Below are 18,175 nucleotides of genomic sequence, written 5' to 3'. Positions count from 1 at the left end.
AACGATAGAGCAAATTAATAAATAATTTAATTATTCTTATAAATTAATTAATTTTTACGTTTCTCAAGTTCGTTCAACTTCACTCTTTTTCGATTTATCATGGTAGAAAGCATACCACTTAAAGCCGATTTAGTCCAATAATTAAAAACCGACCGCTTTGTATCTCTTTCATAATAAATCTCCCCTTCTTTAAAATGGAAATAGCGTGGATTATTCTTTCTAACTACAATTTCATTTGCTACCCAAGACAGAAATCCTCTTTTTTTGATATTAAAAAATTTAGGTCTAAATATAACTTTAAGTATTTCAAGCTCTAGATCGGTATAGCTCATTCTCATAATTCCTTCCGACTTATACTTATTCGCTAGAAATTCAAAATTTGCACTATTCAAATAACCTCGATTTATTCTTAAAAAATAAAGGTTCTCAATCAATCCATTGAATACTTCAAGAGGCATCTGATCAATAGCTCCTTTTGCTGAAAAAGATTGGAGGCTGTCCCCAAGTAACATATCTAAGTTGGTCTCTATTTTCCCTTCATTCATTAACCTCCCAACAAAATTGACTCTCATATGTCCTCCACTATCCAAATTCGTCAAATTATAGGCTGCAATTTTAATAGAGTCCAATGTAAAGACCCCCTGCCTTTTTAAAAGCTGACGATCAATGTTGTAGAAATCGGGAGAACCTTTCTTTTCAAAACTGCCTAAATATTCTTCATAAACTATTTGTCCACTACTGACTCCTACAGCCCCAATTTTAACTCTGTTAGGAACTTGGTTTAACATTTCTCTAATAAACAGCTTATCCTTTATATTATAATCAAACGGGATTGTTTTATCTCTAAAAGCATAGACATTAAGTTCTTGAAGGGATATTTGGTCTATAAAAATGTCTTTATCATTTAAAAAAGAAATAAAATCAAAACCAGAAACAGCTACTTGATTTGCGCCTACATTTAAAAAATCGGTTTGATATCCTTTTACTTTTCCATAGTCATACTTGGACAGTGTTGTGTAGTATGCAAAGTTTCTTGAAGAAAATGACTTATTTTTAAATGAAATATGTAAATCCTCAGCTCCAATTCTATAGTTATTACTAACCATTACCCAATTAAAAAATGGTGAATCTAAATGAAGCTCATCAAAGCTCAATTGATTATTGGAATAAAGATTAAGATTCTCTGAAGATAGATTTACACCTTGTAAATAAAGATTTTGCCCTGAATTTAAATCTGACCAAACATTATATTCATTTTTGAGAACAACAGGGTGAACAATAAGAGTATCTCGATAATTTTTAAACCATTTTACAATTTGTTTTTTTCTTTCTTTCCCAACCTGAGCACTTGATTCGCCCCAAAAAAGAGAATCATTTTCAAAAATACTTGTATCAATATTCTCTGTTCGAATTTTCTTTTGATCTCTCTTTAAACCAAGACTTAATCTTGTTTTCCAATCTACAGTTGTCGTAAAACTTCTGAAATCTGCATCCCAGACATTTATATTCTTAATTTTAAGATTTGGAATTTCTTCCCCTAATTCTGTTAATATCTTAATAGATTGATCACTTTCCACCTTTTTCAAACTATTCTTCAATAGAATTACAGATGGCTCAATTAGTAGAATGGAATCAATCTGAAATAGATCATTTCGTTTTTGAGGTTGGGATAGATACACTTCAGGAAAAAATAATGTCATCCCATTCTTATCTTCTACATTAGGTTTATAAATTTTTAAATTCTTAAAACTAAAATCTCCTCCAATTGAGGTAAAATTAATCGTATCAGATTCAATACTCATCCTTTTTTCTGCATCAAAAAAACGAAGTTTGGGTATTTGAAGATTAAATTCTAGTTCTGACTTTATGGAATTATTAGCCTTATGCTTTTGATTAAATACCAAATTAGGAATTGACAAATGATATCTGTTCAACGAATCTTTCAATACAAGTTGGGCATAACCCGCATTCAGGTTTAATTCATTAATATGAAAAGGTGAATTTTCGGAACTTTTCTTATTTGTAGCCTTTAAAAAGTTTAAGCTATCCAAATTAACTATCCCACTAATATTGAAATCACTGACAGAAAGCTTATCTGAAAACAGTTCTTTTTTATTAAAAAATCTTTCTTGATCTATATTCTCTAATTTTATTTTTTTGACTCTAATCGTACCTTCTAAACCACTTTTTGAACTTTCTTTAGATAAAAACACATCTTTTAAAGATGCTAGTTTTGGACTAATTTCGCCTACATCAGTTCTTATAGTAAATCCTTCTTTTTTATCTTGATAGAATAATTCTTTAAAATCAACATCAATATTTCCTGTTATTTTATCATCTAGATTTAATGATTCAATTAAAACATTTGTATCTCTTAACTTGAGTTTGCTGACAGTATTTAGACGTTTACCTTCAACAAGATTTATCTCAACATATCCATGTTGAATATTAAAGTTTTGTATATCAATATTTTTAAGAGAAATACTTTCATTATTCTTCCTCCGCTTTTCAATGTTAAGCTTTAAGTAGAAATCCTCTAAAAATGTATCTTTCAATCTCAACTGGTTCAAAACATTTTTTTCTTCAAGTTGAAACCCTGTTTTGAAAGAATTAAAAGACATCTTCGATCCATTATTTCGATCAATGATAAAATTAAAAGGACTTATAGATAATTGACTTTCGGGAAAATCATAGGTGGCTTGATCAACTATTTTATTTGGATACCCATTATTAAATTGAAATACATTACTAATCTTAAAATTTAAAGAGTCTATTGTTGGATGGGACTCTCCTTCCACAAAAGAGAGTTCTCTTGACCCGATATTAAAATCTAGTTTAAATTCATTTTTTCCATTAATTAGATTCAATTCTCCATTATTTAAATCAAGCTTATGAATAATCAAATCGATTGGAATATCACTTTTATTCTTTTGATTAAAGTTAAGCTGATTTAAACCAAGAGATACCTTTGGTTCTTGGATTTGAAATAAACTAACATCAAAGACGCCATCTATCATATCTACATACTCTGTAGAATTTACTGTTACTGAAGGAATATTTAATTTTATATCATTAGCGGAATACTTCAAGTCCAAAACACTAAACTTAGATTTAAATGAATTTAAATTGATCTCGCTAGTGGAAAAAAATGAATTTTCATTTAGTGAAATATAAGAAGTATCAACCAATACATTTATGAAAGCTGAATCTGTATGTGTTGGGGAAAATGGTTTTAAACCTTCAAAATTCACAATTGGAGCTGAAAGAAGAATTGATTGGTTTAATGTTGAATCTACAAAATTGAATTTCAAATTCTTAGCTTCAATATACTTAAAATCCAAAGGGGTTTCTAGAGAAGTTTTAGAATTTGTAGATTCTTTTCTTTTAAATAAAAAATCTAAATATGAATAATCACCTGCTATAGTTAGACCATCTAGCCAGATGGAATCACATGAAATTAAGCCTTCAGAAACCAGTTTTTCATTTCTGTAATCTGTAAACTCAAGTTTATTCACATTACCTTTTAAAAAATCTTTTCGTGATGAATGGTTTACATCTAGATTCCTTATTGAAAGAAACTTATCGACATCATTAAAATAAAAGTTGCCAAGAGAAATATTCACCGTGTCTCTACCGAAAACTAAAACACCTTTCCCATCCAGAGACATTGCATCTACTTTCGACTTTTTACTTATTCCCTTTTCGGCATCGGCATTAACTTTTAAATTTGAAAAGAAACAGTTTACATCATTGAGCTTCAAATGATATTTTTCAGTGATAACCTCTACCAAAGCGTCAGTTAACTCAAACTCTCCTGACTCTAAAAAGAAACGTTTAAAATCCTTTTTGTTTTTGTCTTTATCCTCGCCTCTTAAATCTAATTTAACAATAGGGTTTTCACTACTCAAAGATTTCCAGGTGATTCTACCATCATAAAGAAATCTCATAAAACCGAAGCCTTCAATTGTAAAATCTCTTAAGTAAATGTAGTTGTCTCCGATTACATTGTCTCCAATTAATTCTGTCAGATAGAAATTCTTCAATTCTACATCACCAAAAATAAACTTAACTTCTAGCTTGCTATACCCTAGTTCAAATCTATTCTCATAGTTTTCTTTTACAAGCTTCTTTAATGCTTCCCCAATCCATAAATCTCCATAGACTGAAAACAATACTTGGAAAAATCCCACAAATAAAAAAAATACTATCAAGAGATCTTTAATAATCTTTGATAGTATTTTCTTATATCTTTTCACTTGCTTTCAGAATTATGTTCAATTACTCAATTTAGATAATCAACCCATCCTTCATTTCCAATTTCCTATCTGCCATTTCTGCAAACTCATTATTATGAGTAACAATTACAAAGGTTTGATCTAACTCTTTCCGTAAATCGAAGAATAGTTCGTGTAAGCTTTCAGCATTTACAGAGTCTAAATTTCCACTCGGCTCATCTGCAAAAATAACTTTAGGATTATTGATCAAAGCTCTAGCAACTGCTGCTCGTTGTTGTTCTCCACCTGACATTTGGCTTGGTTTATGATCTTTTCTGTGTTCAATTGCCAAAAGCTCCATTAACTCTTCTGCTCTTTTTTTATACTGATTAGGATCTTTTTTCCCGATCATAGCAGGCATACAGATATTTTCTAAAGCCGTAAACTCAGGTAATAAATTATGGAATTGGAAAATAAACCCTATGTATTCATTTCTGAAGTGTGATAGTTTTTTCCCACTCATCTGTGTGTATAATTCACCAGAAAGGCTTACATGACCTTTATCGGGACTATCTAAGGTTCCCAAAATCTGTAAGAGTGTACTTTTCCCTGCCCCTGAGGCTCCAACAATAGACACTATTTCGGCTGGAGCAATACTCATATCAATTCCTTTCAGAACAGATAAAGAGTTATAACTTTTTTCAATTCCCTTCGCTTCTAGTAGCATTACCTCTGTATTTTCAAAAAGTCTATAGATTAAAAAATCTATTCAATTAATTTCTTTTCTTCTATTTTTTTCTTGAGACTATCTCCATGTTCTCCTTCTAAACTTAAAGCAATTTTCCATTGCTTTAAGGCATCATCTTTTCTTCCCACACGGTAAAGTACATCTCCATAATGCTCAACTACTTCAGCATTGTCTGATCCAGGAGCTACTTTCTCTAAAACCTTTAATGCCTCTTCATATTTGCCTTTAGCATAAAGAACCCATCCATAAGTATCTAAATAAGTAGGATTTTCAGGTTCTAGCTCAACTAACCTAGAAGACATCTCTTCAGCTTTATCTAGCCTTTCTTTTCTCAGTGACAAGAAATAACTATAGTTGTTCAGTACATAAGCATTATATGGATCATACTTTAAAGCTTCTTCATAAGCCTTATCAGACTTTTGATATTCCTTTTGAAAGTTATAAATATCTCCTAGCTGAGAATTTATTTGAAGTTGAAGCTGAGGGTCAACAGCCAATACTTTAGCATATTCAAGTGACTCTGCAGCTTCATCATAATTTTTGTTCATGTTATTTGCAGAACCATTATGAAAATGAAAGATCACCTGATTTGGGAAAATTTCAATCGCTTCTTCAGAATGATAGATTACAGAATCCACTTCATTTAATTCCCAGTCAATTTGAATAATTTGTTGCCAAACTTTAAAGTTATCTGGAGCATTAGCCACAGATTCAATATACTGTGTTCTCGCATCTCTGTATAGTTCATCTGTTAGAAGAAAATCACCTAATATAGCTCTTAAATTTCCTGATTCAGGATGTGTTTCAACTGCTATTTGAGCTAACTCTTTCCCCATTTCTTTTTGCTCTTCATTGTATGAAGTTTTAAGATATGAAGTAAGTACAGCCTCTTTTTCACTTTCAATTAAATCCGAGCTTTGGAAAGACAACTTTAAGGCCTCAAAATATTCTTTCTCCTCTCCTCTACTTCTATGAATTTTAGCTAACAAATATCTAGCTCTACCATCATCTGCATGTTCTGCTAGATAAATATCAATTAGTTCTTTAGCCTTATCAGTTTGTTTATTTCTTAAGTATAATTCAATCTGAGCTAATTTGAATTCACCAATTGATGGATAAGCGTCAATAAGCTTTTGTCCTTCCATCAATGCGGCATCCAAATCATCCAAACCAATATAAAGGCGTTGCTTTTGTTTTATCAATAATTCATCAATACCAAACTTTTCTTCCATATCTTGATAAACAGCTATGGCTTTTTGGTACTGCTGAATGTTTATATAACAGTCTGCCAATTCATAAAATAACTCTTGGCCATCTTGAAATTTAGAAGCTGCTTTAGCGTAAACTTCAGAGGCACTTAAAAAATCACCTCTTTGCTTAAGTACATCTGCTAGTAATAAATAGTAATATTTATTCTCAGGATTTAATTGAACCGCTTTTTGAGAATATGCTAATGCCGACTCAAAATTACTTAAGTTCGCATAACACATCGCTATCTGATACTTTGTAGCTGCAGCACTCCAATTCATTTCATCACACTTCTGAAAGAGTTCTAAAGCTTTTTTATAATCCTCAAGAAGATAGAAACCCATTGCATCAATAAATACAGCTTCACTTTCTAAGCTATTCTGACCTAGTTTTGCAACATTCTTGTCTTTTTTTCTACGCTGTCCTATAACTGATTCAGGCAATAAAAAAGAAATACAACAAAGTATTAATAATAAACCAATCCCCTTAGACAAACCCTTATACATATATATTTTCATTGATAAATCTGAGTTCTAGTCAAATACCAAAATAAAGAATGATGGTACTATTTTAATTAAGCTCAATATAATCCTTTGATTTCAAGTGAAAGTTTTGAGCAGTTTAAATAAGATTCACTCTTAAAATACGACAATCTAGTCAATTTCTAAGATTTTGTAGCTGATTGTGCTCTAGATAAAACACAAGTCATATCATTTCCAATAAACATTAAATCAATATTTACATTTTCTTGATACAATCCTTGTTTTATCAACGAATTACTAATCACAGAGTTTTTTATCGTGACATCTTTCCCAACACAAACATTAGGACCAATAACAGAATTTTCAATTACACATCCTTCTTCAATAAATACAGGCTCTATCAATACACTGTGTTTTATATTTACATTCTGCTTCACCTCATGTCCTCCGTATTCAGAGCTAATATACTCAGCCTGTAAGTCAAAAAACTTTTGTGCTTCTAAATCAATTGAATAAAAAGATTCTATTTCTGAGATAAAAGGAACTAAAATTTTATTTAGAACTTTAGTCTGAATATAATTTTTAAATGTCTCTTCTGAATGAGTCTCCAAAAAAGATTTTAAATTTTTCTTTAATGAGACACCATCTTTAAAATAGTAAGTACTTGTATCTATTTTTTGAATTTGATCATTCTCTTGGATTGAAGGAAATTCAACTATCTCTCCAAAGTCATTCATTCTGACAAATGAACCTGTATTTATAGAAGCTAGACTTGAGTAGATGAAGAGCTGAAACTCTTTAACCCTTTCGACCTTAAAATCATCAGGTTTAATAATGGTCGCAGGATTACAAATCAGAATACTTCCTTCAATAAGAGTATCTGACAGTTCAGAAAGCATTAAAGAATCTAACTGATAATTGGAATAGATTATGTCAAATTCGATAGTAGGTAAGATTTTTTCTATTTCCTCTTCTATCTTCTTAAAAGGGTTGTTTTCAGTCTGCAAATCCTCCGCCAATACCAAAACTATTCTATCAATAAAGGAGTCTATCGCATTTTTAAGTCTTTCTACTTGATGTACAAAAATTGATTGATCTAAAAAGTTAAATAAAAGTCGATCTAATTGGTCTTCTGTTGTTACAGGGAAAATTAATTTCATAGTTCAGCTAGTATCATAACGACTTTTGAAAAGCACACTTATGTTTTTTGTTAAAAATGCAATTTATAAAAGTTTGAGTTGATTCATTAATTTTTAAGAGTAAGTAACAATAAAATGTATTTAAATATTGTCTGCTCAAAACATAAGTGTATTATTTACGTAAATTTAGCCGTAAGTAGCATTTTTACTTTTTAAACCAATCAAGCATGGAACTACTAATCATTCTTAACCCAATCTCTGGTGGTTATGATAAAGTTGAATTTCAACATACGCTCCATGATATATTAGAAAATGAAAAGATTTCACATCAAATATACCTAACCACCGGAGATAAAAGTGACCAGAGTAATCTTCAATCTATCATTTTAAAAGAGTTACCTAAGAAATTGGTAGCGATTGGAGGTGATGGTACAATTTCATTTTGTATTCAAATAGCATTGAAGCACCAATTGCCATTAGGTATTATTCCATTTGGTTCAGCAAATGGAATGGCTGCAGAACTTGGCTTGAATACTGACCCTTTTCTTGCTTTATATGACATTATAAAAGACAACAAACGTCAGAGTTTCGATTTACTTCTGTTCAACGGAGAGTATTACGGTTGGCACATAGCAGATATTGGCTTAAACGCACAAATTGTAAAGGACTTTCATTTTGACCCAAACAGAGGAATTACTGCATACATAAAACAATTTTTTGAGAAACTAACCAACGCTGAAGTTTTAAGCTATCAAGTAGAAGTAGATGGTAAAATTCATCATTTGGAAGGTTATATGTTAGCCTTTGCAAATGCTAGAAAGTATGGGACAGGAATTCATTTAAATCCACTAGGAAACCCTTCTGATGGTGTTTTCGAGATTTGTAACGTGAATACAATTTCTTTCACCTCTCTGGCTGCAGCAGGAATATCCTATTTAATCCCTGAAATTGGATTAAAATACTTGGATGTTATTTCTTGCAAAAAAGCAGTAATAAAAACACAAAAACCTACATTGTTACAAATTGACGGAGAAGTCATAGGTGAATTCACAACGATTGAAGTAGAAGTTATAGCACAGGCTATAGAAGTAATTCTCCCATCAACAATTAATGTTGAACAAGACAGCTACAAATCAATAATGAGTAAAAATTTATTCCCATTTTCAAACAACATTTTTGCTAGTTTATGATTTATCTTGGAGAAACAATACCTTTGCACGGTAGATAAATTTAGATAAAACAATTAAACTAATTTTTTACAAATAAACGGGTTGGAATATGAAGCTGATTAAGTATGTATGGGGACTATCTCTTCTACTTTTCTTAGGTTTTAGTCTTTTGATGTATGTCTATCTTCCTGAAAAAGTAAATTTAAATATAGATTTGCCTAGTGGTGAAGGAGTTTATCTGTTTAGAGGAGACTTCTTTTATACTTCTATGGCTGTACTTCTTCTTTTCAATATAGGACTTACAATATTTGGAAATGCAATCTTGTATGTACCTTATAATTTGATTATGATACCTAATAAAAAATATTGGTTGAGTAATGTGGAAAGAAAGAATCAACTTATTGAAAAATCAAAAAGTTGGACAAAAGGAATGGCTACATTTATTAATATCTTTTTATTGGCAACCGTCACTCAGATATTCAGCCAAAATACAGAATATAATTACGCAATTGATTCGGTATTCTATGTAATACCAATCATCATCATATTCTGGATATTTTACTTCTTTATTCTATTCAAAGCTCCTGCTACAGAGCAAGAATAATAAAAGCCCCATTTCAACTTATTGATATGGGGCTTTTTTCTAGTTTACTTTTACCTCTTTAAAATATTGAGAAAGTATCTCTACCGTTTTATTAATCGTTTCGTCAGTTGGTCTCTCAATATCATTGAGTTTATACTCCATTCCAAGTACTTCCCATTTATGAACACCTAGTTTGTGGTAAGGCTGAATCTCAATTTTTTCTATTGTTTTATAATCCTTGAAATGTTGACCTAATTCATGCAAGTACTCTTCTTGGTCAGACCAATTTGGTACTAATACATATCTCAGCCACATCTTTTTTCCAGACTCTTCACGCATTTCTGCAAGTTTCAATGTACTTACATTGGACACTCCTGTTAACTTCCTATGCCAATCCAAATTGATGTGTTTTACATCAAGCATAATAAGATCGGTATGATCTAAAAGCTCTTTCACTTCATCATTAACCAAACGCCCATTTGAGTCTAAACAAGTATTTATACCTTCCTCGTGTAGTCTTTCAAATAGATGTTTTAGCTTACTTCTTTGAAGCAAAGGTTCACCGCCAGAAATTGTTACTCCACCTTCTTTCCCGAAGTAACCTTTCATATTTTTAGCTCTTCTTACAATTTCCTCAATTTCTATAAACTGACCTCCTTTTACATCCATTGTATCCGGATTTGCACAATAGAGGCATCTGAACTGACATCCTTGTACAAAAACAACCATACGAATACCAGGACCGTCATGAGTTCCAAAGCTTTCGATAGAGTGAATTCTTAGTTTATTAGGATCTTGCTCATTTAGAGCTGATGGATCTTGTTGTTGCAGCATAATTCTGATTTCAAAATGTTAATAGAATAACAAAATTATTGGTACAAAATCCAGTAAAAAATGATGATAAGCACCATAATCGTATTTTTCAATGAAAAAAGGCTAAAATGGATAACCAATAGCTAGGTTAAAGACAATTCCACTCGGAAAATCTTTAAGTAAAAACCTATCACTCACTGGAGCATTAATTGCAGCCTCATTTATTTCGGTATCAGGATCATCTTCAAATTGACTCAAGAAAGGTGTCAACACTGGAACACCTAAATCTAATCTTAAAACAAAGAATTCTAAATCGAGTCTGAAACCTATGCCTGTTCCAATGGCTAATTCTTTATAGAAACGAGAAAAGTCGAAATCTCCATTTATGAAATTAGGGTTCTTATTGAGTAACCAAACATTTCCGATATCAATAAAATACCCAAGCTTAAAGAACTTACTCAAACTCTGCCGTAATTCTATGTTTGCTTCAATCTTAATATCTCCATCTCTTTCAAAATACTCGTTATCACCTGGCATTACGTATGCCGAACCTGGTCCAATTGTCCTCGGATTAAATGATTTGATAGAAGTTGGCCCTCCTACAAAGTAGGAACGAATGAAGGGTAATTCAGTAGCATTTCCCCAAGGCACACCCACATCTACATTAATTCTAGATGCTAAAGTGAATTTCCGATTAAGTTGTAAGTAACTTCTCAAATCACTTCCTACACGTACATACTGAGCATAGACTTGTCCTAAGAATGTTTCTGGATTTGACTGAGTCGGGTTCTTTCCAAATGCTTTTTGAAGACCGTAAATAATATTCCCTGCCGCATCAATATAACCTTGATACCCTAGAACAAAATCCTGTTCAGTAATCTTTCCTGAACGATACTGATAAGTGTATTTCGAAGAAAATATATTTTCATTCTCTATTCTAGGTATTCCGAAGTTTGGAAAATCATCTAATGAATCAACTTCGGTTCCACTCTCTATTTCACTATTCTGGAAAACAATATCTATTAAATCAAGTATGTGCCTTTTGTTGAAATTAGGACTCCAGTCATAAGTTAACTTGGAGTTTATTATTCGCAATTGAGCTATAGGTCTATACCAATACGTTTCATAACTCAAAGATATTTTTGTACTTGGCAAGATACTTTCTTTGTATAGCCGGACTGGGAAAGGGAATAAAATACGTGGAAAAGTGAGACTAAAATCAATTCCCAATAACTGTATAGATGTCACATCACTACTCTGAGAACCACCAAACTGCTGTAAAATCCCAATATCTGCTGAAAATGAAAAAGTCTCTGCACCTCCAAAAATGTTGCGATGTTGCCATGATAATTCCAATTCTGGCCCTGTATAACCATTTGTCCAAGTTGCCATTCCTATTTCCGTTGATATTGATTTAGGCACAACTTGTGTCATTCGACCAGAGACATCTAGTAAGTCTTCAAAATATAGAGAATCAGTAGTTTCTTTAAATGCTAGATCAATATAGCTAAAAACACCCAGTGAGCTCAATAACTTGAGGGTATTCCGGTGTTTATTCTGCTTATATAACTCACCTCTTTCAAATAAAATAGCATCTTTTAATGCTTTAGGCTTTAGTTTATGAGGATCTCCTTGATAGATATAACCTAATGTATCTATCTCTACATGATTGGAAAAAGCTTTTGAACTGTCTTGTTGAAAGTCCGTATTCATCGTAATTTCTCCTATGTAAAACTTTCGGCTAGCTTTTGGCGGAAAATTCGATTTTAATTTCATGAAAAGATCTACTGATTTAGTCCCTAACGCACTATCAGCTTCATATGTCAAGAATCCTTGTTTAAAAAAGTAATAACCGTTATTTCTAAGGCTATCTTCAACTCTCTTGCGTTCAGACTTTAACAAATCAAGATCATACCTCGGCTTTTCATGAAAAATACTTTTATCTAACTCCTCAATTATCGCTTTTTGCAGTAAAGTAGAATCACCTTCAAAAACAAATGAATTAATTGTATACGGGTGATCATTCGGGTGAGCTGTATAAGTGACATAAACTAATTTGCCATCTTTTTCTTTATGAGTTTTATAATCAACAGTTCCATAAAAATAGCCATTGTTATAGAGTTCATCTTCAATATTTTTCTTAACCTTTTTAGAAATCTCATCATCGTAATAGACTGGCTCTTCAGAGAATTTATCGTAAAGAAATTTTTTAATAAATTTCAGTTCGTCCTTCCGATCTACATATTTAAAATAAAGGCTAAGTCCAAACCTACCCCCTAATATCTTAGAATTGGGTTTGGGGTAAATCTGATCTTCTAGCTCATAACTAACCCCTTTCGCTAACTTTAATGTATCCCCCTCATCAACTTCTAATATACCTCCTGCATACAATGGTTTCTCAGCACTGATTTTAGAAAGCACATTACAAGAGAAGATAGAAAGAAACCCAATACCGATGATAAAATTCAGTACCTGCCTTTTTATAAAAATTAGAAGATTCAGTAAAAAAGTATTCACTAAAAGTTTTGACATTTTGGGTTTTAGATTAAAAGTTCAATCTCTACATATTAGTCAATTTTAGAGAGATAAAAAGTTTAAAATATGAGCTAAAAATTACACCTTACTTTTCTTCTTCATTTGAGCCTTTCTGATCTTCTTTCAGTTGTAAACTATCCGATTCTTCTTTAAGAACTGGTGAATCTTTAGACTTCTTATTTTTTCTTCTTCTACGTTCTTCTTTACGCTTTTGCTTTTTTTCTTTTTTAAGTCGTTTGTCTTCTATTTCTTGAGGTGTTTTTTCAAAAAGTTCTTTAAACTTTGTATACTGCTTTTGAAAGAGCAATGACAAACCGTTCTTATAAACATCATTTCCAAAGTTTGTATCACTATTTTCACTGTAAGCCTTAATCCTTAAGCGACCGTCTTTCTTGATTTTGTATTCAACCTCTACATCTGTTGAAAAAGAGTTAGTTTCATTCTGTACTTCATCTTGAACAGCTACAGCTCCACCTACCAAAATTGTTAGTCTTTCATTGAAAAGGTTTTTCTTTACAGAAACCCCCACATCTGTACGAGTACCTGACTGACCAGATGAGTTCTCTTGATTATATTGTTCAACATCAAAATTTAGATCAAAGCCTTTGATAAAATCACTAGAAAATTCATTTAAACGATCAGATAAAAAGTTACTCACCAAACCACTCGTTGCCTCATTTATTGAAGATGAATTCATCGCTTCATCTACAGGAATAAATGCTCCTAGAGCAAGCAAACCAAATACTTGTTTATTTAAGACATTTGGATTATCTCTTAAGTTTGAGAGGGCTTGATCTATGGTATTATCACTATCATTCGTCTCTAAACTAACAGGGTATAAAATATCAAATGAAAGATCGGGATTATCTAAGTATCCTGACATTTTCATTTTCACATCAAACAGCCTTCTTTTACTATACCTATTAGAGTCAAAGCTTCCTCCTCCAACAGATTGCATATAGCTTTCAATCAACTGAGACGGCGAGGCTTTCACCCGATAAGTTGCCGTAATATCAATCAGAGGGCTTGTGATATCACCAGACCAATACAAAAAACTTCCTTTGTCAAGCTCAAAACTTTTAGGAATCACTTTGTACAATGTCAAGTCATAACTACCTTGGGTTACTTCAAATTTTCCATTTAAACTCATATTACCTGTTGAGTCTAATTCAAAAAGTAAATCTCCTCCACCTTGAACACTTAACATATCCCCTGTACGTTCATCAAGTAGAATTTTAAAAGTAACTTCCTCTTCAATCCCGATATCAATTTCCAGATCCATTCCTGTAATCTTTTCTTCTTCAGGAATCTCTTGATCTTTTTGTCTAAACTGAATCACATCTTCACCTCTATTATTTTCTCCTTCAGATGAAAAAATATAGGTAGTATTTGTACCGTTTATGATATCTAACTTTGTATTGATTCTTGGCTTTTCAAAAGTACCTTTTATATCGGTTTCAGTTGAGACTATGAATTTTCCAAAATAAGGAACGCCCTCTTTCTTTTTACTATCAAGTGCTGTAAACTCATTTACAGATAACTTCATATCCATTTTAAAATCTTGATAGTGTTCAGTAAAAATATCACCATCTAGTGTTATTCCGTGTCTCATAGAATCCACAAAACTTAATTCGTCGATATGAATTCCTTCTTCATCAAAATCAATCTTTCCTCCATTCCCTTCTAATGGAACATCTAAAGGCGTTACAAAAAATGAGGAGGATGTAAAATCAAGGCCTCCTCGAACCTTAGGTTCTCCTAAATCTCCAGATACAGCTATTTTCCCATTTAATTCTCCCTCTAAACCTTCGATAAAATCTTCAGCAAACACATTAAGTGGTGCATAATTAAAAGGAGCTAAAGATAATGTTGTACTTATGGTTTGACCTTCTTCAAAAGGATAATCTCCTACCAATGAAATATTACCGATTTCGCCCTCCAAACTAAGATCAAATTCGACACTTTCTTGGTCTGTATATTTGAATTCATTTCTAAAATCGCCAAATGATTGACCTCTAGCAGCTATATCTTCAATAGACAGTTTACCTTCTGCATCTAAAGTGGAATCCTTATGTATAAGAATAAGCTCAGTTGACAGATTTGCTCGAATAGAATCTTCTGCCAGTCCTAAGGCATAAAAAATTTCATCTAAACTAAATCGATCTATTCGAAGATCTGTGAATTGTACCCCATTCCGAAATGATGACTGTATATCTAATTTTCTCCCCTCACCTTCCAGAATAAAATTGTCAAAATAGGGAATTGCATATAAATCAATTCTGTTTTTGGGATCAACATTCCATGCCCTATTTCTTATGGTAAAATCTTCATTGAACCTTATAATATTAATTGTGTCTGGTTTTTCTATCTGAAAACCAAAATCAAATATGGTAAAGTCTTCTTGGAATTGATCATCTCCATAAATATCAAAAAAGAGTTTTTTATCTTTCAACTCAGCTTGAAACTCTAAAGAATCAAATCCAATTGAATCAGATGGTGATAAATCATGAAAAACTAAATCTACACCTACAGACTCCTCATTACCCATTATATCACAAGTGATAGAATCAAGTGTGTACTGACTGTACGATAGATTAACAATATCTATCTTTCCTTCAATCTCTTTTGTATCTGAATCTAAACTAATAGTAATAGGCTCCATCCTATCAATTTTGATATTTGGGTCTATCATATCTAAAAAGCTAAAATCAAGAATTTGAAATTTTAAATCTAGGTCGGGAAAGGTTGTAGCAGTACTATCAGTCAAAGTATCTGAGATTGGATAATAATGATTTATCATATTCTGAAAATCATCACCTAATCGTTCAAGTGGGCTTGTCATTTTATATTCTATATCGAGTAAATCTCCCGATATATCTGTCCTAAACACAGAATCTCTAGAATTTACAGCGATATCAATTCGCTTATCGGTAAGTAGTTGGTCTTTGTAAGCCAAATCTATGTCGAAAATTTTCAACTTAGCATTTAAGTCTGTTACATCTTTTGCTATAAAATTACCATCTAATGCTAAAGATAGCTGCATACTAGAATCTACATCAGAAATAAAAGATGGTCTAAAATCATTAATTCTCAGTGATGGCTTTACGTATAAAATTGAATCTTTTATCTCAACTTGAGAGTTACCTTCTGTTGTTACAAATGGAGTTATTAGACTCCAATCAGCATAAATAACCTCATCATCAACAGTTAGCTTTATTTTACTTTTTTCGAGAGCGACACTATCATATTCAAACTTCTTAATTTTAAGCTTTGCCGTCGTTGCTAAACTATCACTCCAAAATATATCAGATGAATTGAGTTTCAGTTTACCATTTAACAAACCTAATTCTGGAATTTTCAGAATATAACCTAAACTCCTTAACTTGAAATTTAAGGTGGTATTATAGTTCTGAACTCTTTCGGCATCTAGTATCACCTTATTCCTTCCGTACTTCAAATTGACTTTTGCACTCCAACGATCATAATCTCCATAAAAATCAGTATTAAAAAGTAGACTATCATTTAAGAGATTCAACTGATAAAGTCCTAGTCCAGATTGTAGCTTTTTTAGGTCTTTTGGAGGAGCGACTAATGAGAGTTTATCAACATCACCACCTATATTCTCAACTTCTAAAAGATTAAGTAAATATCCATTTAAGGCTAGATCAGTTCCTGACAGTAAACCCACTTCGAATTTATGAAATATCAAACTGTCAAAGCCACCATTAATATCTGCCGATAAGTTTAGATTATTATCAAATAATGTATCCAATACAGCTTGCTCCTTCAGAAATGGAGCAAAAGTAAAAATATCATCTTCACCAATTTTTGTATTTGGCAAATCTATATCGAAATAAACACCATTCCTTTCTGTCATTGCAAGAATTCCATTTGGAGTTTGCATATCCAAATTCCCTGTGATTCTTGAAACCGATGTTTGCAGAAATAATTGATTTAAAGACATTCTGTAAGATGACACTATAAAGGAAGTTTGTAATCCTTTAAGATTAAAACCATTATGTTCTTTTAGGCTAATGGAATTAATTTTTCCATTCATTCGATCATCTTTCCAAACAAACTCATTGATTTCAAGGTAAATGTCATCAAAAACCATATGACTATAATCCATTCCACTTTCCATTTCTGGAACATTATAGTCATTCAATGAAAATGCGATTTTATTAAGCTCACCTTTCTTTAAGCTAATATCCCAACCCGTATCGAATAATTCTTGAATAGAACCATCTGTGGGTTTTTCATTATCAGCGACGTCTAAGGTATCTTTATTAGTAGTGTTTGTCGGTAAAAATTGAATATTTGTTTCACACCCTTCTATTTCCAATAGCTCACCATCTACAGATTGTTTAAATAATGAGACACTTAAGTTTTGAACCTCAGCACTAGGTAATTGGGTATCGAGGAGCATTTGTCCTCTAGTATCACCTTGTTTATAAGAAATGTTCGAGGCATCAAGACTTTTAAGATTAAAGGTCATATCAATAGGTGTTGAATCTGCCTCAACTTCTTTTTCTGGTTCTTGATCAGGAGAATTAGCTAAGATTATACTTCCCCAAGTATTTTTTAAGCCTGTCTCAGAAATATCATAGATCCCTTTATTCAAGTCTATTTCAACTCCAGAAGAAAAGTGCCCCACATAAAATTGCATATCTGATGAGTCCAATTCACTACCCATCCTAAAAGATATATTTTCTAAAAGAATATGTTTAGCTAAAATGGTTGGTAAATTGGAAGCAGTTGTATCCTCTTCCACAGGATCAGTAGTAGTAGAATCTGAAGTAAATGCATCAATAATAAATTGGTAATTGTAAAGGGAATCTGATTTATATTCGATCAACTTTACTGTTACATCTTCAATTTCAACATCATCTAGATGTACTGTGTTATGAAGAAAAGGCAATAGCTTAAATCCTACAGATAAGTGACCAATATAAACTAATGTATCTTGCTGAAGATCTTCAATATACACTTGATCAATAGTCAGAGATTCGGGAAAATCTAATGCTATTTTACCTATTGAAAGCTCCGTTTGTAGTTTATCTTTTAATACCCCAGACAAACCATGAACTATCTTTGTCTGTAAAAATGGTACTTTCAGTATCAATGAAATAAGAAACAATAAAAATAAAATACCAAGAAAAATACCGATGACAATTCGGAGTGTTATTCTCAATATTTTCTTTAATAATGTAGTCTTATTCGTCATTGATACTGGACAAAAGAATT

The 18,175-nt window shown here is 31.8% G+C and carries 9 protein-coding genes; 2 read left to right on the top strand and 7 right to left on the bottom strand.

Going from position 1 to position 18,175, the window contains the following annotated elements; genetic code table 11:
• Positions 1 to 47: 47 nt before the first annotated feature.
• From BC781_RS15130 to BC781_RS15115, 4 genes are all read right to left on the bottom strand, one after another.
• A complete protein-coding gene (locus BC781_RS15130; RefSeq protein WP_146201704.1) occupies positions 48 to 4,256 on the bottom strand; it encodes a hypothetical protein in 4,209 nt (1,402 codons plus the stop codon).
• 31 nt (positions 4,257 to 4,287) lie between these two features.
• Positions 4,288 to 4,941 (bottom strand): ABC transporter ATP-binding protein, encoded by a 654-nt coding sequence (locus tag BC781_RS15125; RefSeq protein WP_109619217.1) that lies wholly within the window; start codon positions 4,939 to 4,941, stop codon positions 4,288 to 4,290.
• Between the two features lie 38 nt (positions 4,942 to 4,979).
• Positions 4,980 to 6,728 (bottom strand): tetratricopeptide repeat protein, encoded by a 1,749-nt coding sequence (locus tag BC781_RS15120; RefSeq protein ID WP_109619215.1) that lies wholly within the window; start codon positions 6,726 to 6,728, stop codon positions 4,980 to 4,982.
• Positions 6,729 to 6,874: 146 nt separating this feature from the next.
• Positions 6,875 to 7,852 (bottom strand): GlgC family sugar phosphate nucleotidyltransferase, encoded by a 978-nt coding sequence (locus BC781_RS15115; RefSeq protein ID WP_109619213.1) that lies wholly within the window; start codon positions 7,850 to 7,852, stop codon positions 6,875 to 6,877.
• A 206-nt stretch (positions 7,853 to 8,058) separates the two neighbouring features.
• Between BC781_RS15115 and BC781_RS15110 the strand changes: the two genes are divergently transcribed.
• Both BC781_RS15110 and BC781_RS15105 read left to right on the top strand, forming a co-directional pair.
• Positions 8,059 to 9,021, top strand: a complete 963-nt coding sequence (locus BC781_RS15110; RefSeq protein ID WP_109619210.1) for a diacylglycerol/lipid kinase family protein — start codon at positions 8,059 to 8,061, stop codon at positions 9,019 to 9,021.
• A gap of 88 nt (positions 9,022 to 9,109) precedes the next feature.
• Positions 9,110 to 9,604 (top strand): hypothetical protein, encoded by a 495-nt coding sequence (locus BC781_RS15105; protein ID WP_109619208.1) that lies wholly within the window; start codon positions 9,110 to 9,112, stop codon positions 9,602 to 9,604.
• A gap of 39 nt (positions 9,605 to 9,643) precedes the next feature.
• Here BC781_RS15105 and pflA read toward each other — a convergent pair whose 3' ends face one another.
• The 3 genes from pflA to BC781_RS15090 form a co-directional block, all read right to left on the bottom strand.
• Positions 9,644 to 10,417: a pyruvate formate-lyase-activating protein gene (gene pflA / locus BC781_RS15100; protein ID WP_109619206.1), complete on the bottom strand. Its 774-nt coding sequence runs from the start codon at positions 10,415 to 10,417 to the stop codon at positions 9,644 to 9,646.
• A gap of 102 nt (positions 10,418 to 10,519) precedes the next feature.
• Positions 10,520 to 12,928, bottom strand: a complete 2,409-nt coding sequence (gene tamL / locus BC781_RS15095; RefSeq protein ID WP_109619204.1) for a translocation and assembly module lipoprotein TamL — start codon at positions 12,926 to 12,928, stop codon at positions 10,520 to 10,522.
• Positions 12,929 to 13,016: 88 nt separating this feature from the next.
• Entirely contained in the window at positions 13,017 to 18,155 is a 5,139-nt protein-coding gene (locus BC781_RS15090) for a translocation/assembly module TamB domain-containing protein (RefSeq protein ID WP_109619202.1), read from the bottom strand.
• Between the last annotated feature and the right edge of the window lie 20 nt (positions 18,156 to 18,175).

The organism is Sediminitomix flava (genome assembly GCF_003149185.1).
Classification (GTDB): Bacteria; Bacteroidota; Bacteroidia; order Cytophagales; family Flammeovirgaceae; genus Sediminitomix; species Sediminitomix flava.
The sequence above is the reverse complement of the archived record's forward strand: the minus strand, read 5'-3'. Positions and strand labels throughout refer to the sequence as shown.

What these genes read in the sequence shown, in the direction of transcription:
- BC781_RS15125 (WP_109619217.1), bottom strand. Translation starts at nt 4,941, where the DNA reads ATGCTACTAGAAGCGAAGGGAATTGAAAAAAGTTATAACTCTTTATCT.
- BC781_RS15120 (WP_109619215.1), bottom strand. Translation starts at nt 6,728, where the DNA reads ATGAAAATATATATGTATAAGGGTTTGTCTAAGGGGATTGGTTTATTA.
- BC781_RS15115 (WP_109619213.1), bottom strand. Translation starts at nt 7,852, where the DNA reads ATGAAATTAATTTTCCCTGTAACAACAGAAGACCAATTAGATCGACTT.
- BC781_RS15110 (WP_109619210.1), top strand. Translation starts at nt 8,059, where the DNA reads ATGGAACTACTAATCATTCTTAACCCAATCTCTGGTGGTTATGATAAA.
- BC781_RS15105 (WP_109619208.1), top strand. Translation starts at nt 9,110, where the DNA reads ATGAAGCTGATTAAGTATGTATGGGGACTATCTCTTCTACTTTTCTTA.
- pflA (WP_109619206.1), bottom strand. Translation starts at nt 10,417, where the DNA reads ATGCTGCAACAACAAGATCCATCAGCTCTAAATGAGCAAGATCCTAAT.
- tamL (WP_109619204.1), bottom strand. Translation starts at nt 12,928, where the DNA reads ATGTCAAAACTTTTAGTGAATACTTTTTTACTGAATCTTCTAATTTTT.
- BC781_RS15090 (WP_109619202.1), bottom strand. Translation starts at nt 18,155, where the DNA reads ATGACGAATAAGACTACATTATTAAAGAAAATATTGAGAATAACACTC.